The sequence below is a fragment of the Arthrobacter sp. P2b genome (genome assembly GCF_900168295.1).
Taxonomy (GTDB): Bacteria; Actinomycetota; Actinomycetes; order Actinomycetales; family Micrococcaceae; genus Arthrobacter.
In genome coordinates, this window is record NZ_FVZL01000001.1 from 20,766 (window position 1) to 45,309 (window position 24,544).

25 protein-coding genes are annotated in these 24,544 nt (G+C 67.8%); 16 read left to right on the forward strand and 9 right to left on the reverse strand.

Annotated features, from left to right (window positions below; translation table 11 throughout):
- Positions 1-27: 27 nt before the first annotated feature.
- The 11 genes from B5520_RS00125 to B5520_RS00175 all read left to right on the forward strand — a co-directional run bounded on the left by B5520_RS00125 (position 28) and on the right by B5520_RS00175 (position 10,222).
- A complete protein-coding gene (locus B5520_RS00125) occupies positions 28-1,104 on the forward strand; it encodes a FecCD family ABC transporter permease (RefSeq protein WP_079595047.1) in 1,077 nt (358 codons plus the stop codon).
- On the forward strand, positions 1,101-2,201 hold the full coding sequence (locus B5520_RS00130; RefSeq protein ID WP_254865422.1) for a FecCD family ABC transporter permease: 1,101 nt from the start codon (positions 1,101-1,103) through the stop codon (positions 2,199-2,201). The genes B5520_RS00125 and B5520_RS00130 overlap by 4 nt, the downstream gene beginning before the upstream one ends.
- Positions 2,198-3,058 carry an ABC transporter ATP-binding protein gene (locus B5520_RS00135; protein ID WP_079595048.1) on the forward strand — a complete coding sequence of 287 codons (861 nt, stop codon included), beginning with the start codon at positions 2,198-2,200 and terminating at the stop codon, positions 3,056-3,058. The genes B5520_RS00130 and B5520_RS00135 overlap by 4 nt, the downstream gene beginning before the upstream one ends.
- 189 nt (positions 3,059-3,247) lie before the next feature.
- Positions 3,248-3,430, forward strand: a complete 183-nt coding sequence (locus B5520_RS00140) for a hypothetical protein (RefSeq protein ID WP_079595049.1) — start codon at positions 3,248-3,250, stop codon at positions 3,428-3,430.
- Between the two features lie 192 nt (positions 3,431-3,622).
- Complete coding sequence (locus B5520_RS00145; protein ID WP_079595050.1) at positions 3,623-3,820, forward strand: hypothetical protein; 198 nt, start codon at positions 3,623-3,625, stop codon at positions 3,818-3,820.
- Positions 3,821-3,930: 110 nt separating this feature from the next.
- A complete protein-coding gene (locus tag B5520_RS00150) occupies positions 3,931-4,875 on the forward strand; it encodes a tetratricopeptide repeat protein (protein ID WP_139386190.1) in 945 nt (314 codons plus the stop codon).
- Between the two features lie 84 nt (positions 4,876-4,959).
- The gene (locus B5520_RS00155; protein ID WP_254865461.1) at positions 4,960-5,805 is read left to right on the forward strand and encodes a CPBP family intramembrane metalloprotease; all 846 of its coding nucleotides are present in this window, start codon (positions 4,960-4,962) and stop codon (positions 5,803-5,805) included.
- Between the two features lie 105 nt (positions 5,806-5,910).
- Positions 5,911-6,939: a LacI family DNA-binding transcriptional regulator gene (locus B5520_RS00160; protein WP_079595052.1), complete on the forward strand. Its 1,029-nt coding sequence runs from the start codon at positions 5,911-5,913 to the stop codon at positions 6,937-6,939.
- Positions 6,940-7,021: 82 nt separating this feature from the next.
- The gene (locus B5520_RS00165; protein ID WP_079595053.1) at positions 7,022-7,300 is read left to right on the forward strand and encodes a hypothetical protein; all 279 of its coding nucleotides are present in this window, start codon (positions 7,022-7,024) and stop codon (positions 7,298-7,300) included.
- Between the two features lie 131 nt (positions 7,301-7,431).
- Entirely contained in the window at positions 7,432-9,639 is a 2,208-nt protein-coding gene (locus tag B5520_RS00170) for a penicillin acylase family protein (protein WP_079595054.1), read from the forward strand.
- Positions 9,626-10,222, forward strand: coding sequence for a GNAT family N-acetyltransferase (locus tag B5520_RS00175; protein WP_079595055.1), 597 nt, complete (start codon positions 9,626-9,628; stop codon positions 10,220-10,222). Before B5520_RS00170 ends, B5520_RS00175 begins: the two co-directional genes overlap by 14 nt.
- A 15-nt stretch (positions 10,223-10,237) precedes the next feature.
- On the opposite strand, the gene B5520_RS00180 is transcribed toward B5520_RS00175, so the two are convergent.
- The 4 genes from B5520_RS00180 to B5520_RS00195 form a co-directional block, all read right to left on the reverse strand.
- Positions 10,238-10,417, reverse strand: coding sequence for a hypothetical protein (locus B5520_RS00180; RefSeq protein WP_079595056.1), 180 nt, complete (start codon positions 10,415-10,417; stop codon positions 10,238-10,240).
- A 50-nt stretch (positions 10,418-10,467) separates the two neighbouring features.
- Positions 10,468-11,244, reverse strand: a complete 777-nt coding sequence (locus B5520_RS00185; protein ID WP_079595057.1) for a hypothetical protein — start codon at positions 11,242-11,244, stop codon at positions 10,468-10,470.
- 178 nt (positions 11,245-11,422) lie between these two features.
- On the reverse strand, positions 11,423-12,463 hold the full coding sequence (locus tag B5520_RS00190) for an NAD(P)-dependent alcohol dehydrogenase (protein ID WP_079595058.1): 1,041 nt from the start codon (positions 12,461-12,463) through the stop codon (positions 11,423-11,425).
- Between the two features lie 100 nt (positions 12,464-12,563).
- Positions 12,564-13,802, reverse strand: coding sequence for a multidrug effflux MFS transporter (locus B5520_RS00195; RefSeq protein WP_217700295.1), 1,239 nt, complete (start codon positions 13,800-13,802; stop codon positions 12,564-12,566).
- Positions 13,803-13,939: 137 nt separating this feature from the next.
- On the opposite strand from B5520_RS00195, the gene B5520_RS00200 reads away from it, so the two are divergent.
- Complete coding sequence (locus B5520_RS00200) at positions 13,940-14,833, forward strand: helix-turn-helix transcriptional regulator (protein ID WP_079595060.1); 894 nt, start codon at positions 13,940-13,942, stop codon at positions 14,831-14,833.
- Between the two features lie 8 nt (positions 14,834-14,841).
- Here B5520_RS00200 and B5520_RS00205 read toward each other — a convergent pair whose 3' ends face one another.
- Together B5520_RS00205 and B5520_RS00210 are read right to left on the reverse strand one after the other, a co-directional pair.
- Positions 14,842-15,576 (reverse strand): SDR family NAD(P)-dependent oxidoreductase, encoded by a 735-nt coding sequence (locus tag B5520_RS00205; protein WP_079595061.1) that lies wholly within the window; start codon positions 15,574-15,576, stop codon positions 14,842-14,844.
- A 4-nt stretch (positions 15,577-15,580) separates the two neighbouring features.
- On the reverse strand, positions 15,581-16,738 hold the full coding sequence (locus B5520_RS00210) for a PQQ-dependent sugar dehydrogenase (protein WP_079595062.1): 1,158 nt from the start codon (positions 16,736-16,738) through the stop codon (positions 15,581-15,583).
- A 462-nt stretch (positions 16,739-17,200) separates the two neighbouring features.
- Here B5520_RS00210 and B5520_RS00215 point away from each other — a divergent pair, with 462 nt between their 5' ends.
- Genes B5520_RS00215 through B5520_RS00230 form a run of 4 tightly spaced genes read left to right on the forward strand, consistent with a single transcriptional unit; the run spans position 17,201 to position 21,300 of the window.
- Positions 17,201-18,316 carry an ABC transporter substrate-binding protein gene (locus tag B5520_RS00215; RefSeq protein WP_079595063.1) on the forward strand — a complete coding sequence of 372 codons (1,116 nt, stop codon included), beginning with the start codon at positions 17,201-17,203 and terminating at the stop codon, positions 18,314-18,316.
- On the forward strand, positions 18,313-19,176 hold the full coding sequence (locus tag B5520_RS00220; RefSeq protein ID WP_079595064.1) for an ABC transporter permease: 864 nt from the start codon (positions 18,313-18,315) through the stop codon (positions 19,174-19,176). Before B5520_RS00215 ends, B5520_RS00220 begins: the two co-directional genes overlap by 4 nt.
- Positions 19,152-19,895 carry an ABC transporter ATP-binding protein gene (locus tag B5520_RS00225; RefSeq protein WP_079595065.1) on the forward strand — a complete coding sequence of 248 codons (744 nt, stop codon included), beginning with the start codon at positions 19,152-19,154 and terminating at the stop codon, positions 19,893-19,895. The genes B5520_RS00220 and B5520_RS00225 overlap by 25 nt, the downstream gene beginning before the upstream one ends.
- 25 nt (positions 19,896-19,920) lie before the next feature.
- Positions 19,921-21,300, forward strand: a complete 1,380-nt coding sequence (locus B5520_RS00230; protein ID WP_079595066.1) for an LLM class flavin-dependent oxidoreductase — start codon at positions 19,921-19,923, stop codon at positions 21,298-21,300.
- On the opposite strand, the gene B5520_RS00235 is transcribed toward B5520_RS00230, so the two are convergent.
- From B5520_RS00235 to B5520_RS00245, 3 genes are all read right to left on the reverse strand, one after another.
- Positions 21,297-22,211 carry a DUF817 domain-containing protein gene (locus B5520_RS00235; protein WP_079595067.1) on the reverse strand — a complete coding sequence of 305 codons (915 nt, stop codon included), beginning with the start codon at positions 22,209-22,211 and terminating at the stop codon, positions 21,297-21,299. The genes B5520_RS00230 and B5520_RS00235 overlap by 4 nt on opposite strands.
- Positions 22,204-23,022 carry an oxygenase MpaB family protein gene (locus B5520_RS00240; protein WP_079595068.1) on the reverse strand — a complete coding sequence of 273 codons (819 nt, stop codon included), beginning with the start codon at positions 23,020-23,022 and terminating at the stop codon, positions 22,204-22,206. The genes B5520_RS00235 and B5520_RS00240 overlap by 8 nt, the downstream gene beginning before the upstream one ends.
- A gap of 79 nt (positions 23,023-23,101) precedes the next feature.
- Positions 23,102-24,457, reverse strand: a complete 1,356-nt coding sequence (locus tag B5520_RS00245; RefSeq protein ID WP_079595835.1) for an MFS transporter — start codon at positions 24,455-24,457, stop codon at positions 23,102-23,104.
- Positions 24,458-24,544: the final 87 nt, after the last annotated feature.

A 24,544-nucleotide genomic window follows, 5' to 3' on the forward strand; every position in this document is an offset into this window, starting at 1 on the left:
AACCCGTGACGTAATAGAAAGTCCCATGTGAAAACCCTGAATGCAGAGCCGTCTCCGAACGTGGCCCGGACAGATCCGGCACGGACGGCCGCGCCGGCCCCACGGCGGAAGGTGCCGCGGAACCGCACGGTTTGGCTGATCGTATCGGCCCTGGCACTGATTGCCGCCTGCGTGCTCAGCATCTGTATCGGAGGGCAGCCGTCTTCGCTCCAGGAGGCCTGGCACGCGGTGTTCACCCCCACGGGCAACGTCATGGACGTGACCATTCGCGAGCTGCGTTGGCCCCGCACAGTCCTGGGAATCTGCGCCGGGATCTGCCTGGGCCTGGCAGGAACCCTGGTGCAGGGCCATACCCGGAACCCGGTAGCGGACCCCGGCCTGCTCGGCATCAACCAGGGCGCGGCGCTGGCCATCGTGGCTGCCACCGCCCTGGCCGGCGACCTTCCAGCCCTGACCCAGGCGGCGCTGGCCTTCGCCGGGGCACTCGTTGCCAGTGTCCTGGTGTTCATGATCGGATCGGCAGCCCGGTATGGCGCCACCCCGGTCACACTGGTCCTGGCCGGAGCGGCCGTGACCGCTCTGTGCTCAGGGCTCGTGGCAGGAATTGTCCTCCTCAATGACCAGGCCCTGGACACCCTGCGGTTCTGGCAGGTGGGTTCGCTGGCGGGACGGACCGGGGTCCTGGAGCTGGCCTGGCCCTTCATCGCGGCCGGCGTTGTGCTGGCCCTGCTCAACATCCGGGCCTTGAACGCCCTTGCGCTGGGCTCGGACGCCGCTGTTTCCCTGGGTATTTCAGTACTGCGGGCGCGGGCCGTGGGCATCGGCGCTGTCACGCTCCTGGCAGGAACCGCTGTAACCCTGGCAGGCCCCATCGCCTTCGCCGGACTGCTGGTCCCGCACATCACCCGTGCCATCACCGGGCCGGACTACCGCTGGCTGGTGCCGCTCTCGCTCTTTACCGGGGCAACCGTCGTGCTCCTCGCCGATACCGCCGGCCGCATTATTGCCCGGCCCGGCGAACTGTCCGTCGCCGTGGTCCTGGCAGTGGTGGGAGCACCTTTCTTCGTTTACCTCGCCCGGCGCCGGAGGCTGGCAACGCTATGACAGTTCTCCAGAGAACCCGGCTGCAGGCCAGCCCGAGTGCCACAAAAATCAGGGCGCTGCGCGTCGGCCCGGTATCCATCCGGCTCAACGTCCGCGTGATGGTGGTGGCCTCGCTGCTGATCCTGGCAACGGTGGCGGCCATGGCCCTGCACGTCGCTTTCGGCGGCACCCCCATGGCCTACCCGGACGTCCTCAGGGCGCTGCTGGGCGACGAGTCCAATACGAGGATCCATCTGGCCGTCACGGAGTTCCGCGCACCCAGGATGGTGGCCGCGGTCGTGGTCGGTGCATCCCTCGCTGCGGCAGGAGCCATCACCCAGACCGTGGCGCGCAATCCCCTCGCGAGCCCGGACCTGCTGGGCGTGACGGCAGGCGCGTCGCTGGGGGCTGTCAGCGTGCTGGTGATTGCCGGCGGGGGCCACGCGGGACTCAGCGGCCTAGCGGCGACCGTGGGCATGCCCGCTGCGGCGTTCACCGCGGGCATCCTCAGCGGCGTGGCCGTGTACCTGCTGTCCTACCGGCGGGGCCTGGACAGCTACCGGCTGGTGCTGGCCGGCCTGGGCATCTCCGGACTCGCCGCGAGCCTGACCACCTGGATCCTCACCCTGGGCGACGTGACCAGCGCGGCCCAGGCGCTGACCTGGATGATGGGCTCACTGAACGGAAAAGACTGGGAGACCGTGCAGCCCATGGCGCTCAGCGCTGCCGTGCTGCTCCTTGCCGCCATGGCCACCGGACGGTGGCTGCTGCTGACCAGCCTGGGCGAGGACACCGCCGTCGGCCTTGGCACCCGGATAGGTGCCGTCCGGCTGATAGTCCTGGCGCTCGCCGTCCTCCTGGCGTCCGTGGCCACTGTAACTGCTGGTCCGGTGGCGTTCGTTGCGCTGGCCAGCCCGCGGATTGCCCGGGCCCTGACCTCCACGGTGATTCCCTCCGTGGGAGTATCCGCGCTGGTGGGCGCGATTTTCGTGCTGCTGGCCGACACCCTGTCCGCCAATGCCCTTGCTGCCCCCTTGCCGGTAGGCGTGGCCACGGCCGTGCTGGGGGCACCGTTCCTGATCCACCTGATCCTCAAATACCAGCGGAGGCTGAGTTGAACACGTCCTTGGAGCAGCAGGAGGGCCTCCGGGCCCAGGACCTCAGCCTTGGCTACGACGGCGGCAACATCATCAGCGGCCTCTCCCTGACCATCCCCAATGCCCGGGTAACGTCGATCATCGGGCCCAACGGATGCGGAAAGTCCACGCTGCTGAGGGGCCTGGGCAGGCTGCTCAACCCCAGGTCCGGCGAGGTATTCCTCGACGGCGCGCCCCTGCGCCAGCATTCCACCCGCCATATCGCCACCCGCATCAGCGTTCTGCCGCAGACACCCACGGCGCCGTCGGGACTCACCGTGGCGGACCTCGTTTCGCGGGGCCGGCACCCGCGGCAGAAGTGGTACCAGCAGTTTTCCGCCTCCGACGAATTGGTGGTGGAGTCCGCACTGGAAGCCACAGACATCCTGGACCTCGCCGATACGCCCCTGGAGGACCTCTCCGGCGGGCAGCGCCAGCGGGCCTGGATTTCCATGACGCTGGCCCAGGAGACGGGAATCCTGCTGCTGGATGAACCCACCACCTACCTGGACCTGGCGCACCAGGTTGACGTGCTGGAGCTCGTCCGCCGGCTGAACCGCGAACACCACCGGACCGTGGTGATGGTGCTCCACGACATCTCGCTCGCGGCCCGGTACTCGGACCACATCGTGGCCATGAAGGACGGTGCCATCGTGGCGCAGGGCACCCCGGCCAAGGTCATCACCTCCGAGCGGCTGCTGGATGTGTTTGGCCTGGACGCCCACGTGATGCCGGAACCCACGGAGGGCCGCCCGCACGTCATCCCGCTGGGAACAGTAGGGGCCCCGGCGGCCGACACTGTGCCCCTGGTCACACGTGATGCGATTCACTCGCAATAAAAGGCGATTTGGTTGAGAGTGCCGTTTCGGTTTGTGCACCATGGAAGGGCAGGGCTGGACACTTCCAGCCCTATCCATCCTGGTGACGCAATGAGGCCCACCGGTTGCCCTTGGGGGCCGCCGACGCCGCAGGGCGTGAGCAGGCCATTTCCCCGGCCCGGCCGGACCGAAACAAGGAAGTACTGAACAATGACGTTTGAAGCTGCCGAATCCGTGACGCTGAAGATCTGGGACCGCTCCACCATGCACCACACGCTGGATGCGCTCGTCGAGGATCTCTCCACCCGCCACAACACCACCAAGGGCAGCATCGCTGTCACCTGCAGCGGCCCCAACACCTTCACGCTCAGCCTGAACAGCGGCGCTGCCTAACCTCCGCCAAATCCCCCGGGCGAACCCTCGCCGGTGTGTTTGGTCACATCGCCCGAAATTGGGTTGCACTCTTCCCTCGCGACCATGCACCATGGAAAGACGGGAACGCGCTTTCCCAAATGCTTGTCCTCACCGACGAGGACACGGCCGGACACCCCGGGCCGCCAGACCGCAAGAAATGGAAGTTGAATAATGACGTTCGATGCCACTGATTCCGTGACCCTCAAAATCTGGGACAAGGCCACTCTCCACCACACGCTCGACTCCGCAGTCAATGACCTCTCGGCACGGCACAACACCACCACCTGCCGCGTTGCCGTCACCTGCAGCGGCCCCAACACCTTCACCCTTAGCCTGCGCGGCGAGGACCGGGCCCTGGCGAACGCCTAGGCAGCCAGCCTCTGCTCCACGGAAGCGGCCGACGGCGGGACCTCCCGCCGTCGGCCGTTTCCGTTTAATCCGCCATGGTGCCCGCAAGGGGCGGGCCGCATACTGGACGGGTGACGGCAAGCAGATGGACTGGATTCGGCAGCCGGCGCGGACCCACGGAGGTGTGGTCTGACTGGACAGCTGCGGATGAGGCTGGGGATGCGAAGAGGGCAGCGCAGCTTGCCTCCGAGATGCTCCGGCTGGCCCCGGATTCCTTCGACGCCTGGTTCCATGCCGGACTCCTCTCAAAGGCACAGGGTGAGTGGGCGCAGAGCCTGGAACGCAATGCGCGTGCAGTTGAGCTTTTTTCGTCGCGGGACGCTGAGGAGTTCGACGGCGTTAATCCGGCAGCGTGGAACCTGGGCATTGCGGCTACGGCGCTGGGCGACTGGGCAACCGCCCGGCGGGCATGGACGGCCTACGGCGTCCAGGGCCTGGGAAGCGGCTTTGAACCCATCGACGAAAATTTTGGCATGGTGCCCATCCGGCTGAACCCGGACCAGCCGTCCCTCCCCCACCAGGTCCCGCCGTCGGCTGGAGCCGCCGAGGTGGTCTGGTGCTGGCGGCGTAGCCCGGCCCATGCCGTCATCGCGAATGTCCCGCTCCCGGAATCCGGGCACAGGTGCAGGGATGTCCTCCTGCACGATGGCGAGCCGAAGGGATTCCGCCGGCTCGGCGGACAGGACGTCGCCGTGTTCGACCAGCTCAAACGGCTCGAGGACTCGGGCCTGCCCACCTGGGAAGCCCGGGTTGCCGGAGCCACCACGGACGACCTCCAGGAGTTGTCCGACCAGCTGGAACAGCGGGGACTGGGCCTGGACGACTGGTCCGGGATGCGCCTCATGTGCTCGGAGTGCTTGCATGGAACTCCAGAGGAGGGACACCATCATGACCCGGCGCCGTCGGACATCGCCCGGCTGGGGCTGGCCGGCCACGAACATGAGCTGACCGGGATCCTGAAGGCCTGGACCGGCTCCCGGCCTGCGGTGGACCTGGACCTTACGCTGCTGTGGTGACGGGGTGTCCCGCCCTCGTTTCGCTTCCGGGCCGCAAGTAAACTGGCATCACACCGGAAGCGCCACTGCAAGCATAGGGACGTGATGAGGCAGCAATCACCGGCGCAAGCCGATCTTCTGGGGCCGGAAGCAGCTAAACCGGCCCGCACGGCACTGGCCGTCATCCCCGCAGCCCTTGTATCGGCGTCGGGGTTCCTGCTCTTTGTGCGGGAGGACCGGCTCTCCGGATTCCTCCTCCTGGCGGTGGCCCTTGGCCTGGCGGGCTTCATTAACAGGCGCCTCCTGATCGACCTGGCGCTGATCGCGGTGGGGCTGACCGCCATGAGCCTGGTCCCCATCACCACGGACATCAGCACCGAGCACATGGCGGTGATGGGAACGGCGATGATTGTGGCCGTGGGCATCCCGTATGCCGTGTCGCGCTTCATCACCAGGGACCATGCCATCCGTTTCCCCATCAGGAGCGGGCAGCCATGGACCCGCGCCGAGAAGTGGTACCTGCCCGCCGTCCTGGTGATCGGGTACGCCCTGATGCCGGTCTACATGATCCGCACCGGCGTCTATAACAACTGGCCCGCCGTCAGTGACGTGGACGGGATAGCCAGGCTCTTCCTCGGAACCAACGTGCTGGGCATCTGGGATGAGCTGTTCTTCATCTGCACGGCTTTCACACTCTTCCGCCGGCACCTCCCCGACTGGCAGGCCAACCTGCTGCAGGCCGTGCTCTTCACATCCTTCCTGTGGGAACTCGGCTTCCATGCGTGGGCGCCGTTCTTCATCTTCCCGTTCGCCTTGCTCCAGGCCCGGCTGTTCACGGTGACGAAGTCCCTCTCCTACATCGTCAGCGTGCACCTGCTGTTCGACTTCGTGCTGTTCCTGGTGCTGATCCACGCCCACAACCGCGCGTGGATCGACATCTTCCTCTACTGATCCTGTTCCCCGCGAGGGATTAGGCTGGAGCCCGGATCCGTCCGTCGGAACGGCGCGGCCGCCGGAAAGCAGCGGCCGAGCCGCCATAGATGACGCAGGAAGCAAATGGTGCAGGAAGCAGTTGGCCGGGACAGGCCCAAGGCGGCGACGATTTACGACGTCGCGGCGCTGGCCGGTGTTTCCCACCAGACTGTCTCCCGCTACCTGAAGGACAAAAACGCGCTCAAGCCGAGCACCCTGGAACGGGTGGAAAAGGCCCTCGCCGAGCTGAGCTACACCCCCAACCTGGCTGCCCGGTCGCTGCGGTCGCGGGAGCTGTACCGGGTGGTGGTCGTGGTCCCCGAGGCGTCCCTGTACTTCCCCGCAAGGATGCTCAATGGCGCGGCTGCGGCGGCCCATGCCGCCGGCTACCGGGTGGACGTGGTGGCCATGGAGGGAACAGAAGAAGCACGCAGCCGTCAGCTTCACACCCTCCTGGCGGGCGACGACATTGCCGGCATCCTTTCCTTCGTTCCCCAGCCGCCGCCCACCGCTGCCGGCCACGCCTCCCGTGTTCCACTGGTGGTTGCCGGCGAATACGACAACCAGATGCGCGCGCTCGGCAGCATCGCCGACGGCACAGCCGCGGCCGGCATCGTGGAACACCTGGCGTCGCTGGGGCACCGCAACTTTTTCCACGTGGCAGGTCCTGCCGGCTGGCCTTCGGCGCACAACCGCCGGGCGGTGTACGAGGACACCGTCAGGGCACTGGGACTCAACTCCCTGGGCATCACCGCAGGTGACTGGTCGGCCTCGTCCGGTTACGAGGCTGGACTCGAGGTGGCTGCCGCAACGGACGTCACCGCGGTGGTGACGGCGAACGACCAGATGGCCATCGGTGTCATCCGTGCATTGCACGATCGGGGCATTTCCGTCCCGGACCATGTCAGCGTGTTTGGCTGGGACGACACTCCGGAATCGAAATTCCACATACCCTCCCTGTCCACGGTGCACATGGACCTTGAGGCACTCGGTGCCCGCAGCATGGCCGAGCTGACGGCACGGATCCGCGGCGAACAGCCACCCGCCAACCCCCTGGTGCTTCCGCCCATGGAACTGATCTACCGGGAATCAACAGGGCCGGTCCGCAGCTGACCCCGGGAACCAGTGCCGGGGAACCGTAACCCGGGAATCCAGGGCCATACTGGGAACTGACACTCCTCATGAAAGGCGCATCATGTCCGATCCGGAGCTTGAGCTGCTGAGGCAGCGCGCCGCCCGCGGTGATTCCGATGCCGTCGATGAGCTGATCGAGCAGGCCTCCGAACGCGGGGACATGGCAGAGCTCCGCAGCCTGGCAGCCTCCGGAAGCCGGGATGCGGCCGACCAGCTGGTGGAGCTGGCCGCTGAAAGGAACGACCTGGACGAACTGCGGCGTCTTGCGGCCGGCGGCAACCGAAACGCGGCAGACGTGCTGGCGGAGATCGACAGCGAAGCGGACCCTTCCGGCTCCTGACCGCGGAGTCCGCCCGCCGCTTTGTTGCGCCCCGCGTTTTGGGCAAGCTGGAACCGGCCACGTACCCTTACTTAGGCTTACCTAAGAAGAAGGATTTCACGTGCCCACCACCTCACCAGCTCCGCGATCCCATGCCCGCTGAGACCTTCCGCGACCCCTGGGGCATTCCCCACCTGCGCGCCGGCTCGGCTCATGAGCTGGCGTTTTTGCAGGGGCAGAACGCCGCCACGGACCGGTCCTGGCAGATCGAAATGGAGCGCTGGCGGTCGGAGGGCCGGACCGCCGAACAGCTGGGCCCTGAAGGGCTGCCGTGGGACCGGTTTGCGCGCCAGGCCCGCATCGATGACACGGCACGCCGCTGCTTCGAGAACCTGGGCCCCGCCACGCAGCAGTGGTGCCTGGCCTACGTGGACGGCGTCAACGATGCCCTTCGCTCCGGCCGCCGGGACGCCCGCGAGTTCGGGGACACCGGCACCGCGCCCGCCACCTGGGAGCCGTGGACTCCGCTGGGTGTTTTCCTGGTCCACCACATCCTGTTCAGCACCTTTCCCAACAAGCTCTGGCGGGACCAGGTGGCCAAGGCCCTCGGCCCGGATGCGGTGGGGCTGTTCAGCATTGAGGCGCCCGTGTGGGCCGGCAGCAACGCGTGGGCTGTTGCCGGTGGCCTGACCGCCACGGGTTCGCCCCTGGTCGCCGAGGACCCGCACCGGCTTATGGAGCTGCCGGGCGTCTACCAGCAGGTGCGGCTCGCCTGCCCGGAGTTCGACGTCGTCGGGCTGGCTTTTCCCGGCGTACCCGGGCTGCCGCACTTCGGCCACACGGGGTCCGCGGCGTGGGCCGTCACCAATGCGATGGCCGACTACCAGGACCTCTACAGCGAGCAGCTGCGCCGGGACGGAGGGGCCCTGCTGGCCCTCGGGCCGGACGGCTGGGAGCCGGTGCCCGCGAACCATCAGGAAAAGATCCTGGTGCGCGGCGCATCCGCCGAGACCGTGGACATCATCGAAACACAGCGCGGGCCGGTCATTTCCGGCGGGCCCGACGGCGACGCGCTGAGCCTGCGGACACCGTCCAGGGCTGCGGGCCGGCTGGGTTTCGAGGCCCTCCTGCCGCTGTTGCGGAGCCGTTCCGCCGGTGACATTGAGGCTGCCCTGGAAGCATGGGTGGAGCCGGTCAACTGCGTCCTGGCCGCAGATTCCGGCAGGGATGTCCGGCAGCTGGTGGCCGGCAAGGTTCCGGTGCGCAACCCGGAGAACCGGGTCCGGCCTGTTCCGGCGGAATCCCCGGACCACCAGTGGCACGGGGACTGGGTGGACCTGCCGGCGTCCCGCGTGGACAGGCTGGCCGTCAACGCCAACGACCGTGCTTCAGGCGGCGGGGACCTGACCGGCCTGGAATTCGCCCCTGCCCACCGGGCACGGCGCATCCGGCAGCTGCTGGAAGAACAGGCCGCCACCGGGCTCAGCAGTGACACCGGGATCAGCACTGCTCCTGGACTCACCGCTGACGACATGCAGCGCATCCATATGGACTGCCGGCTCGGATCCTGGCCTGCGCTGCGCCAAGTGCTGGTGGACCTGGATCTGGATCGCAGCACCACCAAGCAACGCGGGGTCACTCCGCGCCCAATCCAACGCCGAAATGGGGCCGGAAGTGACCCCGCGTTGCCCTTGTCCGCCGGTGCGGTGGAACTGCGGGAGCGGCTGCTGGGCTGGGACGGACAGATGCATGCCGGCAGCACGGACGCAGCCTCCTTTGCGGCGTGGCGGTCAGCGCTGGTGGTGGCCTTGGCCGGGACTCCCCTGCTGGCACCGCTCGCCGCGCCGGCCGGGCACTCTCCCCTGTTCGCGCCGTGGCTGAACCCGGTGGCAAGGGTGGGCTTCGCGCTCGAAACCATCCTCGCCACAGGGGCCGCCTTCGGGATCGACGTCCCTGCCGCGGTGAGCCAGGCGCTTGAGGTGGCGGCAGCGGCGCCGTCGTCCGCTGCCTGGGGAGAAACCCATACCGTGCTGCCGCTGCATGCGGTGGCGGACTACCCGGCGACGGGTGCCGCTGCGCCCACCGTTCCGCCCACCGCCCTGTCCGGGGACACCGGCTGCGTGCTGTGCACGGAAAGCCTGCCGGGGGTCACGGACGCCTCGTTCCGCGGACCGGTGGCCCGCTATGTGTGGGACCTTTCGGACCGGGCGAAAAGCCGGTGGATCGTGCCGTTCGGTGCGTCCGGCAACCCTGCCGATGACAACTTCCTCAGCCAGATGCAGCTGTGGGCCGCCGGCGAACTTCTCCCCGTCATCACCGACTGGGACCAGCTCACGAAGGAGAACCATGACCAGCACTGACACCGCCCTTCCGTACGCCGACCGGGAGGCCGTTTACGAGGAGGACCTTCCGGGGCTGGGCCGGCTGCGGCTGCTCCGCCTGGCGCCGGAGGAAGACGCGGACCTGATCCATGGCTGGGTGCGCGAGGATCGGGCCCGGTTCTGGGGCATGAACGGACTGGACCGGGACGAAGTGCGGGACATCTACCTGTTCCTGGAAAGCCTGGACACGCACCACGGATACCTGATGACGGTGGACGGCCAGCCGGCCGGCATCTTCCAGACCTATGAGCCCCTGGAAGATCCGGTGGCGGAGGCCTACCCGGCACGGGCTGAGGACGCCGGCCTGCACCTGCTGCTGGCCCCGGCCGCACGCCCGGTCCCCAACTTCACGCCCACCCTGCTGTCCGGCCTGGTCCGGTTCCTGTTCTCGGATCCGGCCAAGGACCGGGTGGTGGCGGAGCCGGACGCTAGGAACAGCAAGGCGATCGGGCGCTTCGTGGGGTTCGGGTTCGAGGCCGGTCCCACGGTCCAGCTGGCCGAAAAGGAAGCGCGGCTGGTGTTCCTGACCCGGGAAAAGTTCGAAGCACGTCCGGCCGGGTAGGGCCCGGCCCGGGCCCTACTCTTCGCCGCTGTCCTTTGCTTCCAGGTACTTGGCCATGGCCTCGCAGGCCTGGTTCCAGCGTGCGTTCATCGCGTGCCGGCTCAACGGGGCGAACATTCCGTCGAGGACTTTCTCCACTGCGTCGTATGCGGCATCCAGGGCTCTTTCCTGCGCCGCCGGGCTGTAATAGTTCATGACAGTGATTCGTTGTGGCTGGCGGCCCGGATGGCGGAATACCGGGCCGTTTAGCCGGCCGGCCGGAGCGAGGTGATCATCCGCCGGATGTTCTGGTATTCGGTGGTGTCCATGTACTTCCGGGCCTGTTCAAGGTACGGCAAGGACTCGCTGCCGGGGGTCCTGTTGTTGTCCGGGTTGTAGAAGGCACCGAACATGGCGGCGGTGGGCGGCCATGTGAAGAAATGGAAGATGGGGCAGGCAGTGTCGCCGGTGGGAGCCTCAACTGTGGTGATGCCGTAAGCGGCAGCCGGGGTATCGGCGGGGCCGGGAGCGGTGGCGTCGCCGCGGGTTTCAAAGACGTACCGGGGCACATCCCCGTTCTGGGCCAGGGCCGGCATCTGCTGGGACTCAAACTCGGAGAAGGGGTACTTCTCCATGCAGGTGGATCCCGTGGCCATGTTGGTCCGCAGCGTGGCCAGTGGCCGGCCCGCTTCGTTGGTCACCTCGGCGAAAGCCCCGCCCCCTTCGGGCAGCTCCCCGGCCGGGTCCCGCACGCTCCACGCGGGCGGAAGGTCGAAGGCCAGCTGCCCGTCCGCCGTCGTGAATGTCTTCCAGGCCGCCTTGGTGGCTGTGGCGGTGGCTGTAGGTTCCACGGTGGCCGTTGCGGTGGCCGTCTGCAAGGCCGACGGCGAGGCAGACGGCGGCGCGGCAGTGGCGGACGGGGTGGGGGCAGTGGTCGTCGCAGCCGGCGTGGTGGCCGTGGGCTGCCCTGCCTGCGGGCCGCATCCGGCAACCGCAACACCAACCAGAATCAATGCGGGAAACAGACCGCGGGACCTTCTCATCACACCCTCCCAGGGTACGAAAAACCTGTCCCTTCATTGTGGAACCGCGGGCGCAGGAAGGACCGGAAACTGCTGGATTGCCGCCCAACCGTTGCGGCGAATAACAAAACTGCTCCCGGCCCCGTGCATACGGCGGGCCGGTCCCGCAAGGAACCGGCCCGCCGTCGCGATGTCCGTGTTACAGGGTGGCGGTGTCGATCACGAAGCGGTACCGGACGTCCGAGGCCAGGACGCGCTCGTAGGCGTCGTTGATCTTGTCGGCCGGGATCACCTCGACCTCGGCCCCGATGCCGTGGGCGGCGCAGAAGTCCAGCATCTCCTGGGTTTCGCGGATGCCGCCGATCATGGAACCGGCGAAGGAGCGGCGACCCGTGATCAGGGCGAAGGCGTTGACCGGCAGCGGCTCGGCGGGGGCGCCGACGTTCACCAGGGCGCCGTCGAGGGTCAGCAGCTGGAGGTAGGAGCTGATGTCGATCGAGGCGCTGACCGTGTTGATGATCAGGTCGAACGAGCCGGCGAGCTGTTCGAAGGTGGAGGGGTCGCTGGTGGCGTAGTAGCTGGTGGCGCCCAGGCGCAGCCCGTCCTCCTGCTTCTTCAGCGACTGGGACAGGACGGTGACGTCGGCGCCCATCGCGGACGCGAGCTTGACGGCCATGTGCCCAAGTCCGCCGAGGCCCACGACCGCAACCTTCTTGCCCGGGCCGGCGCCCCAGCGGTGCAGCGGAGAGAACGTGGTGATGCCGGCGCAGAGCAGCGGCGCGGCGACGTCGAGCTCGATGCCTTCGGGGATGCGCACCACGAAGTCTTCGGTGACCACCACGTGGGTGGAGTAGCCGCCCTGGGTGATGGTCCCGTCGCGGTCAACGGCGCCGTAGGTGCCCACCATGCCGTTGAGGCAGTACTGCTCCTCGCCCTTGACGCAGTTGGCGCACTCGCGGCAGGAGTTGACCATGCAGCCAACGCCCACGCGGTCGCCCACGGCGTGCTTGGTGACGGCGGAACCCACCTCGGTGACGACTCCGGCGATTTCGTGCCCGGGAACCAGCGGGTACTGTTGCGGGCCCCAGTCGCCGCGGACGGTGTGGATGTCCGAGTGGCAGATGCCGGCGAACTTGATCTCGATCAGGACGTCGTGAGGGCCGGCGGCGCGGCGCTCGATGGTGGTTGAAACGAGGTCCTCTGTGGCGGACGGGGATGCATAGGCCTTGACGGTGGTCATGGTTCTCCTGTGGTTCTTTGGGGGATAACGAAATGCTACAGGGGTTCATTAACATCAAACCCTCAGTTAGGGTGCCCGGCGAGGGCCCTGCTGTAACGGGTTACGGCAGAACCCCTTTAGCGGGTCGGGCCAGGACGAGGAGGCCGAACAGGGACAGCAGTGCCCCGCCGATCATGAGCAGCGCCATGGGGACGGCCGTCCCGGAGCCGCCCAGCCCGGCAATCGGCGCGACGACGCCTGCGGTGGTCCACTGGACAAGTCCGAGTACCGCCGAGCTGGTGCCGGGGTGTTCGGGCACCTCCGCCGAGGCGAGGGCGCCGCCGTTGGTGTTGATCAGGCCCTGCGCCACCATGAGGGCGAAGAAGCTGCCCATCGCCACCAGCAGCGGTGTGGCCCACCACAGGGCTCCGGCCAGCATGGCCACCCCGGCGGCGAGGGCGATGACCTGGCCTGTGAGGATGACGCGGCGGGTCGGCACGCGCCCCGCCAGGCGCGCCGAGACCAGCGCGGCGATGGTCATGCCGCCCGCATTCGCCGCGAAGACGATCGAGTACGCCACGGGCGAGAGCCCGTTCATGTTCTGCAGGATGAACGCTGACGTTGCCACGTAGGCGAACAGGGCAATAAAGGCCGACGACGCCACCACGACGTAGCCGACAAAGCGGCGGTTTGAGAGGACGGCCTTCGCCGCGCGGCCGAATTCCCGCAGCCCGCCTGCGTGCCGCTTTTTCGGCGGCAGCGTCTCCGAAACGATGAACAGCGCGCAGAGGGTCATCAGGATGCCGAGGGCGGCCAGCGACCAGAACGTCATCCGCCACCCGGTCAGCTGGAGGATGACCGCGCCGAGGAGGGGGCTGATGATGGGTGCTACGCCGCCTATTCCCATCACCAGGTTGAGGACGCGGACCAGCTGCGGTCCATGGGCCAGGTCCACGATGACGGCCCGGCCGATGACCATGGCCCAGCCGCCGCCGAAGCCCTGCAGGAACCGGGCCAGCATCAGGATCCCGACGTCCGGTGCGGTGGCGCAGGCAATGGACGCCGCTGTCATCAGGATGGTGCCCGCCACCAGCGGCAGCCGCCGGCCGCGCTGGTCGCTGAAGGGGCCGCCCACCAGCTGTCCAAGTCCCATGCCGGCGAAGAACGTGGTCAGCGTCAACTGCACAGCGGATGCGGTGGTGCCGAACTCCTCGGACACCCGGGGGAAGGCCGGGACGTACATGTCGGTGGCCAGCGGTGCCACGGCTGTCAGGAAGATGACCGTGGCAACCAGGGTGGCAGGCACGGCACCGGGCGCCGGCCGGAGGCCGTCCCGGGAGTGCGTGACGCTTGCGCGCATGCGGTGGTGCTCCATCCGGTAGTGGCAAAGGGGACTGTTCCATCCAAGGGGCTGCCGGGAAACGTAGCGAGGGTCCTGCCGTAACTGGTTCTGGCAGACCCTCCTTACGGCTTTCGGTTTCGTCGTAACGTGTCCCTATGGATAACCGAGCCGAGGTACGACAGTTCCTTTCGACCCGCCGTGGACGCATCACACCCGAGCAGGCGGGGCTGGAACCGTACGGCGGGCGGCGGCGGGTGCCGGGACTGCGGCGTGAGGAAGTGGCGCGGCTGGCCGGGGTCAGCGTGGACTACTACACGAGGCTGGAACGCGGAAACCTTACGGGGGTTTCCGACAGTGTGCTGGACGCCATTGCGGGGGCACTCGAGCTGGACCGCGCGGAACATGACCACCTCTACGACCTCGCCCGGGCGGCGAACACATCGGGACGCAAACGGGCTGCGAGCGCCGGCGGCTCTGCCCCGTCAGGGGTGCGGCCGGAGCTGCAGTACCTTCTGGACACCATTACGGGGGCGCCGGCCTTTATCGGGAACAACCGGTTGGACATCGTGGCGGCCAACACCCTGGGCTATGCGTTGTACTCAGACATGTACCGCGGCACGGCCCGGCCGGCGAACCATTCCCGGTTCATCTTCCTGGACCCCCGGGCACACGATTTCTACACCGACTGGGACCGGGCGGCCAACGTGAACGTGGCCATCCTGCGCCGGGAAGCGGGCCGCAGCCCGCACGACAAGGGCATCGCCGAACTGGTGGGCGAGCTTTCGATGCGCAGTGACGAATTCCGGACCCGCTGGGCAGCCCACAATGTCCGGCGGCACTACGCCGGAACGAAGATCTTCAAGCACCCGGTGGTGGGCCTGCTCGAACTGAACTACCAGGTCCTGGGCCTGGAGGAGGACCCGGGCCATACCCTCACGGTCTACCCCGCCACGCCGGGCAGCCCCTCAGACGAGGCCCTGAAGCTCCTGGCGTCTTGGGCTGCCACGGAGAACATTGTCGAGGCAGCCCTGGCCCACGCCCGGAGCTAGCCGGAAGATTACTCGGGCAGTCCGATACCGGTGTACTGTTCCAGCCGGTCCAGCAGTTCGGCCCTGAACGCTTCGCTGTCCACCGCCGGGTGCGGTTTCCGCCGCTGCTGGTGGAACCAGTACCCGCCTGACCCGGCAGTGTTGCCGGTGTCCAGCGCGAGCCAGACCTGGGTGGCATGTCCCAGTTCCAGGTCATCCGGCGCGCCTGGGCCGCCCATCCGCGTCGGGACCCAGCCGGGATCCACCGCGTTGCTGGCGACCTCCGGCCAGCGCACCGCCACCGCCGCCGCGAGCGCGGTGACGTACAGCTTGCTGTCCGAGTAGGCGCCCGGCCGGCCCGTTGCATCCGCCCAGTCCACCGTGGCGAGGTCCGTGGAGCCGGAGTGGTGCATGCCGCTGCTGAGATAAACGATCCGGCGCGGCCTGCCCATGACGGCGGTCATGACATACGGCGCAACCGTGTTCACGCTGAAGATGTCCGGGCCACGGTAGACGCCGGCGTTGTGGATGACCGCGTCGAAGGGGCCGAAGGACTCGGCCTCCTCCGCAACCCTTATGGCCTCTGCGGGGTCGGCGAGGTTGCCGGACACCGCGCCGCGGGCCTGGTCCCGCAGCCCGGACACGGCGTCCAGCCGTGATTCGTTCCTGGCGTGCAGCACCACCTCGTGGCCCAGCCGGATCAGTTCCTTCGCGGCATTCAACCCAAGCCCGCCGGCGGAACCGGTAATCAGTACCCTGGCCATGCCACTACTCAACCAGTGGGACTGCGAGGATCCGGTCATCCCCGGGCTCCGGGTCACCCCGGCCGTCGGTGTTGTTGGTCAGGAACCACAGGTTGCCGTCCGGAGCCAGTGCGACGTCACGGATCCGGCCGTACTCGCGGCTGTAGTGCTCGGTGGATGTGGTGGGGTCGGAGACGGGGACCGACCGCAGGACCTGTCCCCGAAGGTTGGCGATAAACAGGGTTCCGCCGGCATGGGCCATGCCGCTGGGGCTGGCGGCCCCGGTTTGCCATTGCTGCACGGGATCCACAAAGCCCTCCCTGCCGGCGATCCCCTCGACGGTGGGCCAGCCATAGTTGGCGCCGGCGGTGATGATGTTCAGCTCGTCCCAGGTGTTCTGCCCGAATTCGGTGGCGAACATGGTTCCGTCGTCCGCCCACGCCAGGCCCTGCGGGTTCCGGTGCCCGTAGCTGTAGGTCAGGGAGCCCGGGAACGGGTTGTCGGCCGGAACATCGCCCTCGGGGGTCATCCGCAGGATCTTGCCGGCCAGTGAGTCGCGGTCCTGGGCGCTGTCGCGCTGTTGCGCGTCCCCTGCCGTCACGTACAGCATGCCGTCGGGACCAAAGGCGATGCGGCCGCCGTCGTGGGTACTCGCGGCGGGAATCCTGTCAAGGAGTGTCTGCGGCTGTCCCAGGGCCAGCGATCCCGCCTCACCGCTGACGGGGAAGCGCTGGACCCGGTTGCCGTCCTCCGCCGTCGAATAGACGTACAGGTCTCCCCCGCTGCCCACGGCAAGACCGAGCAGCCCGGCCTCGCCCCGGTCCGCCACGCCGTCGACCGTCCCGATAGACCGCGAGGAACCATCCGCGGCGAGTTCGAGGATGCGTCCGCTGTTCCGCTCGCTGACCAGCGGCGTGCCGTCGCGGAACACCACGGACCACGGGGCCTGGAGGTCCGTTGCCACCGGCCGGGGTTCGCCGCCGATGGTGCCGGCCGCCGTCCTGGTGGGTTCGCTGGACTGTTCGGATGTGGGTGGTGGAGATGCAGGTGGCCCGGACGGAACCGGGGCGGATGACGCCGGGGCAGGGGACGTGCTGGACGGCGGCGCGGGCGGCGGTGCCGTGCAGCCTGCCAGCAGGATGCCTGTCCCGAGGGCAGCTGCCGTAAGGGCCCAATGGCGCATGTACTTCTCCTAACGACTCGTTCCAGTCACATTAACCCCCGTTGCGCGTCGTGGCGCCAGGTTGCCCGGTTTGTCCCCCGGATGGCGCCATAAGTAGCGCCGTTTCCTTCCGTTTCGCTTCCGTTGCGGGGTGCTGGCCATCGCCCTGCAGCCCGTGCTTAGGTGTTTCCACGGCACACGCCAGGCCAAGCGCAACACCAACTGACAGTGAACAGGAGGACCGATGCCGCATCCATCCAACCGCCCGCAAGGCACCCGCACTTTCGGTTCGTGTTGCCTCCGCCGAATGTGCACCTAGTCCCTGGTTTCGACAAGCTCAACCACCAGCCGCTGACGTAGCAGCACCACCGCCACAGCGTCCGACGGCGGCACGCACCTCCTTCCCTTTTCCCCGGTTATCCGGGTCCCCCGGTGCTTCGTCGCGCCCTGATGCCCACATACCGTCCTTTCGAAAGGCACAGCATGTCCCCCGCTGCATCCTCCCCGCCCCAACAGTCCTCCAACCGTGCTTTCAGCCGGCGGCGCGCCCTGGGCGCACTCCTGGCGATTCCCGCCGTCGGGCTCCTGACAGCCTGCGGCGGAACCGCCACCGCCGGCAACCCCACCAGCCAGGCGTCCTTCGCCCCGCTCGCCACGTCCGTTCCCGCGGGCACCACCATCACCGTGGGTGATCCCAGCATCCGGGTTGCCCTGGAACTGTCCGGCCTGATCAAGGACCTGGACGGCACCAACGTGAAGTTCGCCAACATCTCCGGCGGCCCCCAGACCACCGAAGCCTTCCGGGCCAACGCCCTGGACGTCGGCTCGGTGGCGGACATCCCGCCCATCCACGCCACCTGGACCGGGCTGGACGTCCGGATCATCGCCAGCGCCTACCGGCAGGACGCCGTGAACCACCCGCTGTACGAACTCGGCGTCGCCCCCGGCTCCGGGATCACCAAACTGGAGGACCTGCGCGGCAAGAAGCTGGCGTACAGCCCGGGCCAGGCCCAGGGCGCCCTGGTCCTGCGGATCCTTGAAAAGGCCGGGCTCGCCCAGGACGACGTGAAGCTCATCGAACTGCCCAGCACGGGCGACGCCTACTCCTCCGCGCTGTCCAGCAAGCAGGTTGACGCAGCGCCGCTGGGCGGCGTCCAGATCAAGCGGTACCTCGCGAAGTACAAGGCCGACGGCGCCACCACCCTCCGCCACGGCCTCCGCGACGACCCGGGACACCTGTACTCCCCCGCCAAGGTCCTCGCCGATCCCGCCAAGGCCGCCGCGCTGGCCAAGTACGCCGAGGCATGGGGCAAGGCCCAGCGCTGGATCGAGGACCACCCCAAGGAATGGCTCGAAGGCTACTACATCAAGGACCAGGGACTCTCCGCCGAGGACGGCCAGTACCTGATCGACGCCGCAGGCAAGCGGGACGTCCCCACCACCTGGACGGAAGCGATCGAACGGCACCAGCAGACCATCGACCTGCTGGCCAGGGAGCAGAAGAAGCCGCAACTGAAAGCGGCGGACCTCTACGACACCCGCTTCGAGGCCATCGCCGGCACCGCCTTCGCCGCGGCCGGCAAGGGCGGTGCAGCATGAGCGCGGCCCCGGTCCTGGAACGTCCCGCCGTCGAACCCCACCTGGACCCGGCCCTCGCGGCAGGCGAGGACGTGCGGCCCACCGGCAGGAGGCTGGGCCCCGGACGGCGGCGGCGCCTGGCCTGGCTGCTGGGCCCCGCCGCCCTGCTGGCGCTGTGGACGCTAGCCTCGGCAACAGGACTGCTGGACCCGCGCATCCTCTCGGAACCCTGGACCGTGGTGGCCACCGCCGGGGAACTCCTGGCCGACGGCAGGCTGCAGGAAAACCTCGCCATCTCCGCCCAGCGGGCCGGTTTGGGGCTGTTCTTCGGCATCGTGGTCGGCGCCCTGCTGGCCCTCGTGTCCGGGCTGAGCCGCGTAGGTGAGGCACTGATCGACGGGCCGGTGCAGATCAAGCGCGCCATCCCCGGCCTCGCCCTGATTCCGCTCCTCATCCTGTGGTTCGGCATCGACGAGACCATGAAGGTCCTCACCATCACCCTGGGCGTCTTCGTCCCCATCTACCTGCAGACCCACGCCGGCCTGCGCGGCATCGACCTGCGCTACGTCGAACTGGCCCAGACCGTGGGGCTCAGCCGCACCGCCTTCATCCGCAAGGTGGTTCTTCCCGGCGCCATGCCCGGGTTCTTCCTGGGGCTGCGCTTCGCCGTCACCGGAGCCTGGGTGTCCCTGGTGGTGGTTGAACAGATCAACGCCACCAGCGGCATCGGCTACATGATGGAGCTCGCCCGCACCTATGGCCAAACCAACATCATCGTCCTCGGACTGGCCGTCTATGGCATCCTCGGCCTACTGTCCGACGGCGCCGTCCGCTTCCTCGAACGAAAGGCCCTCTCATGGCAGCGCACCCTGGCGGGCTGACCGCCGTCGCAACCAACGCAGTCTCGGTCCGGAACCTGATCCGCGGCTTTGGCCCGAAAGGCGTCCTGAACGGCGTGGACCTGGACATCGCCCCCGGTGAGTTCGTGGCCCTCCTCGGCCCCAGCGGCTGCGGCAAAAGCACCCTGCTCCGGGCCCTCGCCGGGCTGGACCACGACGTGAAAGGCAGCGGCGTCATTACCGTCCCGGACCGCGTCTCCGTGGTCTTCCAGGATTCGCGGCTGCTGCCTTGGGACAGCGTGCTGGGCAACGTCACCCTGGGCCTTCGGGAGCACGACGCCGAGTCCCGGGCACGCAACGCCCTCGCCGAAGTGGGGCTCGCCGGCCGGGAAAAATCCTGGCCCCACGAGCTTTCGGGCGGCGAGCAGCAGCGCGTGGCGCTGGCCCGGTCGCTGGTCCGCGAGCCGCAGCTGTTGCTGGCCGACGAGCCCTTCGGCGCGCTCGACGCCCTTACCCGCATCAAGATGCACGGGCTGCTCCAGGACCTGGTGGCCCTGCACCGCCCGGCCGTCCTGCTGGTGACCCACGACGTTGACGAAGCCATCGCCCTCGCGGACCGGATCGTGGTGCTGGACCACGGCCGCGTTGCCACCGTCCGCACTGTAACGCCGGACGTCAGCACCGCGGTGGATGCCGCCGGCCACGAAGCCCTGCGCCGCGACCTCCTTGCCGACCTTGGCGTCGTCGGCACCAGCCACTGACCCTCCCGACCTGAAGGACCATCCCATGACTTCCGAAAACCCCTCCCGGAACCGCCCGCTCCACCTCAACGCCTTCCTGATGAGCACCGGGCATCACGAGGCATCCTGGCGGCTGCCGGAGAGCGACCCGCACTCCAGCACGGACATCGAGCACTACAAAAAGCTCGCCCGGACGGCCGAGCGCGGCAAGCTGGACTCGATCTTCTTCGCCGATTCCCCCGTGCTCTTCGGCGAGGTGGGCCGGCGCCCCTCGGGCAAGCTTGAGCCCACCGTGCTCCTTACCGCCATCGCCGGCGCCACGGAACACATCGGCCTGATCGCCACCGCCTCCACCACCTACAACGAACCCTTCAACCTGGCCCGCCGGTTCGCATCCGTGGACTGGGCCAGCGGCGGGCGCGCGGGGTGGAACGTGGTCACCACAGCAGGCCCGGACGCCGCACGCAACTTCGGTGTGGACGACCAGCCCGCCCACGCCGTCCGGTACGAACGTGCCGCCGAATTCATCGAGGTGGCGCAGAAGCTGTGGGACAGCTGGCAGGATGACGCAGTGCTCGCGGACAAGGCCGAGGGCGTGTGGGGCGATGCCGACAAGATCCGCGTGATCGACCACGAGGGCAAGCACTTCAAGGTCCGGGGCCCGCTCAACGTGCCCCGCTCGCCGCAGGGCCACCCGCTGATCGTCCAGGCCGGCTCGTCGGAGGACGGCAAGGACCTCGCCGCACGCTACGCGGACGCCGTCTTCACCGCCCACCAGACGCTCGCTGATGCACAGGCGTTCTACCGGGACCTCAAAAAGCGCACCGCCGCCGTGGGACGCGATCCCGAAAGCATCAAGATCCTGCCGGGCATCGTGCCGGTCATTGGTGCAACGGAAGCGGAAGCCCTGGAGCTGGAGCGGGAACTGGACCGGCTGATCAAACCGGAATACGCCCGGATCCAGCTGGCCAAGACCCTGCGTGTCTCCCCGGAGGACCTGCCCCTGGACCGCCAGCTTCCGGACCATTTGCCCAGCGAGGACGAGATCGAGGGCGCGAAGAGCCGTTACACACTGATCGTCCAGCTGGCCCGCCGCGAGAAGCTCACCGTACGCCAGCTGATCGGACGCCTGGGCGGCGGCCGCGGACACCGCACCTTTACGGGTACCCCGGTCCAGGTTGCCCACGCCATCCAGGAATGGTTCGACGGCGGTGCGGCGGACGGCTTCAACATCATGCCGCCGGTGCTGCCCTCGGGGCTGGAGACGTTCGTGGACCAGGTGGTGCCCATCCTCCAGGAACGCGGCCTGTTCCGCACCGAATACACCGGCAGGACGCTGCGGGAACACTACGGGCTGGAGCGCCCGGCCAACCGCTACGCCGGCTCGGGTGCCGGGGAACTGGCATCCATCGGATCGGCGTTCTAGCGGGCGGAAGGTTCGACGGCGGCGCCCCGGCGGGTGCCGCCGTCGCCGTCGTCTCCTTCCGCCGCTGCAGGCGGCTGGGGCTTGTAGACCCACGCCACCAGCACCACTGAGATGATCATCAGCAAGAACCAGGCCACCAGCTTTTCCAGGCCCACGGGGTGCCAGCCGTCCATTTGGCTTGGGTACAGCCAGGCGCCGGACCAGGTGGCGATGTTCTCGGCGATCCAGATGAACAGCGCCACCAGCAGGAACGCGATGACCAGCGGCATACGGAACTGCTTGCGGAACACGCGGAAGTGCATCACGCACCGGCCGTAAATGACCACGACGGCGGCAAGCAGCACCCAGCGCAGGTCCCAGATGTAGTGGTGGGTGAAGAAGTTGGCGTAGATGGCCGCGCCCATTATTGCCGTGATCCAGCGCCGCGGATAACTGGCGAACCGCAGGTCGAACAGCCGGTAGACGCGGACCATGTAGGAGCCCACCGCGGCGTACATAAAGCCGCTGAAGAGCGGCACCGCCCCGAGCCGCAGGAAGCCTTCGGCCTCGTAGGACCAGGAACCGACGTCGGTCTTGAACAGCTCCATCACCGTGCCCACCAGGTGGAACAGGATGATCACCCGCAGTTCACGGAGGGTCTCGAGTTTAAAGGCGACCATCAGGACCTGGATGGTGACGGCGGCGAGCGTCAGGAAGTCGTTGCGGGCCAGCGCCGCCGTGTCCGGGTACCAGAGGCGGGCCGCCGTGAGGACCGCGAGGAGGGCTGCGCCGAAGATGCAGGCCCAGCCCTGTTTGAGGCCGAAGACGATGAACTCGGTGAGCCTTGCTGTAAGACCGCCGGCCGGGGCCTTGGCCAGGAAGCGGCGGGCCCGTTCGTCGATCCGCTGCTCTACCTGGGTGGAACTACGCACGTACTCCCTGACGCTGGGCGGACTGTCGGTTCTTGCGGAGGTCTTTATCCAGCTCGCCCAGGCAGTAGTCCTTGAACCAGTGCCTGATCCGCCGCGGAAGTTTGGGGTAGGTGAGGGCGAGGACGCGCATGGTGCGGTCGAAGCGGCGCTGGTGGCGGCCGCTCCACGGCAGGCCGAAGTCCTGCCGGACGTGCGGGGGCAGGAACCCGGCGGTGAGGAACCTGGCGGGCGGAATGATGGCGCGGTACCAGAGCGCCGTGTGCTTCGGGAACAGCAGGCCGCGGCCCACGCGCACCCCGCCGGTCTCGGCTCGGAGGGTGGAGATGCGCTGGTCCCAGTAGCGGCGGAAAGCCGCCCGGTCCTCCGGCCACATGTCCGGGGGAAGCTGCAGGGCTGTGCCGATCCTCGCATAGTCGCGGTACATCGCATCGGCTGACTCGTCGTCGAGCGGGCCGTAGATCTTTTCGATGATGGTGATCGCCGTGTCGTAAAGCGTGGCCACCACCCAGAGCTGGAGGTGGGGGTCGTAGGCGCTGTACCCGGGGGATTCTTCGTTATCGGCCCGGCGGACCGGAACATGCGCCCGGTTCACGCGGCGGCGGACCTCGTTCACCTGCTCGTCAGTGCCGTACACGATGGCATAGACGTATGTCAGCGTTCCCTTGAGCCGGTTCACCGGACGCCCCACGAACGTGCTGTGCTCATCAACGCCGCGGCCGACGGCCGGGTCGGCAAGCTGCAGAAGGAGGGCCCGTCCCGCACCGGCGAGCAGGATGCCTTCTCCGCCGTAGTCGGCCATTCCTCGCACCATCTCAACAGGGTACCGGAGGAGCCAAAGAAGGGGCGACGGCGGAACTTCCCGCCGTCGCCCCTTCTGCTGTCTATTGCTGTCAGGCCTTGTGTACTTCGAGGTCCTCGAGGGACTTGCCCTTGGTGTCTGTGGACAGGAAGGTGGCCACGGCGGCGACGAGGCAAATGCCGAAGGTGATGAGCCCGATGACCACGGGAACGTTGGCCGAGCCGGGAGGAGCCACGGCGGTGAAGATGCTCGGGAAGAAGGATGCGATCATGAGGCCGACGTTCTGTGACACCGCGAAGCCGGTCACCCGGATCCGCATGGGGAACTGCTCCTGGAAGAACGTGGCAAACGTCGAGTTCCACATCTGGAAGAAGATTCCCTGGACGATCACAACGCTGACGAAGACCAGGAACAGGCTCCTCTGGTCGATCGCCCACAGGTAGCCGCCCGCGGCCAGGCCGCCGCCGAGTCCGCCGGCCACCATCAGCACCCGCCGGCCAATCTTGTCGGACAGGGCGCCGAACATCGGGATGGTCACTACTGCGGCGATGTTGGCCACGAGGGTCACCCACAGGAACTCGCTGCTGGAGAAGCCGATGCCGTAGCCCTCCTGGGTGGCGTAGGAGACACCGAAGATGAGGGTGGCCATGCCGATCACGTTGGTGAACGTCATAATGACGCACAGGATCATGACCCTCGGGTGGGTGCGCAGGAGGTCGAGGAGCGGGAACCGGCGCTTCGCCGCAGCGCTGTCAGACTGCGCCAGGTAGGCCGGGGGCTCCTGGACCCGGCGGCGGATGATGTACCCGGCAAGGATCACGAAGGCGCTGAGCAGGAACGGAATGCGCCAGCCCCAGGTCTGGAACTGGTCGGCAGGGAGAAGGGCAGCCAGCGGAAGCAGGACGCCGGTGGCCAGGATGGAGCCCACCTGCGTTCCCTGAAGGCTGAAGCTTGCGAAGAAGCCGCGCCGGGCGTCAGGCGAATGCTCCACGATCATGGCGCTGGCGCCGCCGAGTTCGCCTGCCACCGCAAACCCCTGCACCAGGCGGAGGATCACGAGGAGGACGGGGGCGAGGATGCCCACCTGTCCGTACGTGGGCAGGAGCCCGACGGCGAACGTCGCGAAGCCCATGAGCAGCATGGCCATGACAAGCACGTTCTTGCGCCCGTGCTTGTCGCCGTATGCCCCCAGGACAATGGCGCCGACGGGGCGGGAGACGTAACCCACCGCATAAGTCGCCAGCGAGGCGATGATCGCGACAGTGGGGTTTTCGGACGGGAAGAAGATGGCGGGGAAGATGAGCGTGGCGGCAAGGCCGTACAACGCAAAGTCGTAGTACTCAAGGGCGCCGCCGATCCAGCCGCTCATTGCGGCCCTCTTCGGATCCCTGCCCCCGGTACCGGCTGTGAGGCCGGGTTGGGCATGCACGGTGGGCGTTATGCTCATGCGCTGATTTCCTTCGTCTTCGTTGGCAAGGAACCGGAGTGCTTCCATTCCGGATTGTCTTGGTGACTGGGGGCCGCTGGTGGAGTT

Coding starts and splice junctions, on each gene's coding strand:
- B5520_RS00140 (WP_079595049.1), top strand. CDS start 3,248: ATGACGTTTGAAGCTGCCGAATCCGTGACGCTGAAGATCTGGGACCGC.
- B5520_RS00210 (WP_079595062.1), bottom strand. CDS start 16,738: ATGCGCCATTGGGCCCTTACGGCAGCTGCCCTCGGGACAGGCATCCTG.
- B5520_RS00245 (WP_079595835.1), bottom strand. CDS start 24,457: ATGAGCATAACGCCCACCGTGCATGCCCAACCCGGCCTCACAGCCGGT.
- B5520_RS00195 (WP_217700295.1), bottom strand. CDS start 13,802: ATGCGCGCAAGCGTCACGCACTCCCGGGACGGCCTCCGGCCGGCGCCC.
- B5520_RS00215 (WP_079595063.1), top strand. CDS start 17,201: ATGTCCCCCGCTGCATCCTCCCCGCCCCAACAGTCCTCCAACCGTGCT.
- B5520_RS00165 (WP_079595053.1), top strand. CDS start 7,022: ATGTCCGATCCGGAGCTTGAGCTGCTGAGGCAGCGCGCCGCCCGCGGT.
- B5520_RS00200 (WP_079595060.1), top strand. CDS start 13,940: ATGGATAACCGAGCCGAGGTACGACAGTTCCTTTCGACCCGCCGTGGA.
- B5520_RS00180 (WP_079595056.1), bottom strand. CDS start 10,417: ATGAACTATTACAGCCCGGCGGCGCAGGAAAGAGCCCTGGATGCCGCA.
- B5520_RS00225 (WP_079595065.1), top strand. CDS start 19,152: ATGGCAGCGCACCCTGGCGGGCTGACCGCCGTCGCAACCAACGCAGTC.
- B5520_RS00160 (WP_079595052.1), top strand. CDS start 5,911: ATGGTGCAGGAAGCAGTTGGCCGGGACAGGCCCAAGGCGGCGACGATT.
- B5520_RS00145 (WP_079595050.1), top strand. CDS start 3,623: ATGACGTTCGATGCCACTGATTCCGTGACCCTCAAAATCTGGGACAAG.
- B5520_RS00170 (WP_079595054.1), top strand. CDS start 7,432: ATGCCCGCTGAGACCTTCCGCGACCCCTGGGGCATTCCCCACCTGCGC.
- B5520_RS00240 (WP_079595068.1), bottom strand. CDS start 23,022: ATGGTGCGAGGAATGGCCGACTACGGCGGAGAAGGCATCCTGCTCGCC.
- B5520_RS00175 (WP_079595055.1), top strand. CDS start 9,626: ATGACCAGCACTGACACCGCCCTTCCGTACGCCGACCGGGAGGCCGTT.
- B5520_RS00205 (WP_079595061.1), bottom strand. CDS start 15,576: ATGGCCAGGGTACTGATTACCGGTTCCGCCGGCGGGCTTGGGTTGAAT.
- B5520_RS00155 (WP_254865461.1), top strand. CDS start 4,960: ATGAGGCAGCAATCACCGGCGCAAGCCGATCTTCTGGGGCCGGAAGCA.
- B5520_RS00230 (WP_079595066.1), top strand. CDS start 19,921: ATGACTTCCGAAAACCCCTCCCGGAACCGCCCGCTCCACCTCAACGCC.
- B5520_RS00190 (WP_079595058.1), bottom strand. CDS start 12,463: ATGACCACCGTCAAGGCCTATGCATCCCCGTCCGCCACAGAGGACCTC.
- B5520_RS00130 (WP_254865422.1), top strand. CDS start 1,101: ATGACAGTTCTCCAGAGAACCCGGCTGCAGGCCAGCCCGAGTGCCACA.
- B5520_RS00220 (WP_079595064.1), top strand. CDS start 18,313: ATGAGCGCGGCCCCGGTCCTGGAACGTCCCGCCGTCGAACCCCACCTG.
- B5520_RS00185 (WP_079595057.1), bottom strand. CDS start 11,244: ATGAGAAGGTCCCGCGGTCTGTTTCCCGCATTGATTCTGGTTGGTGTT.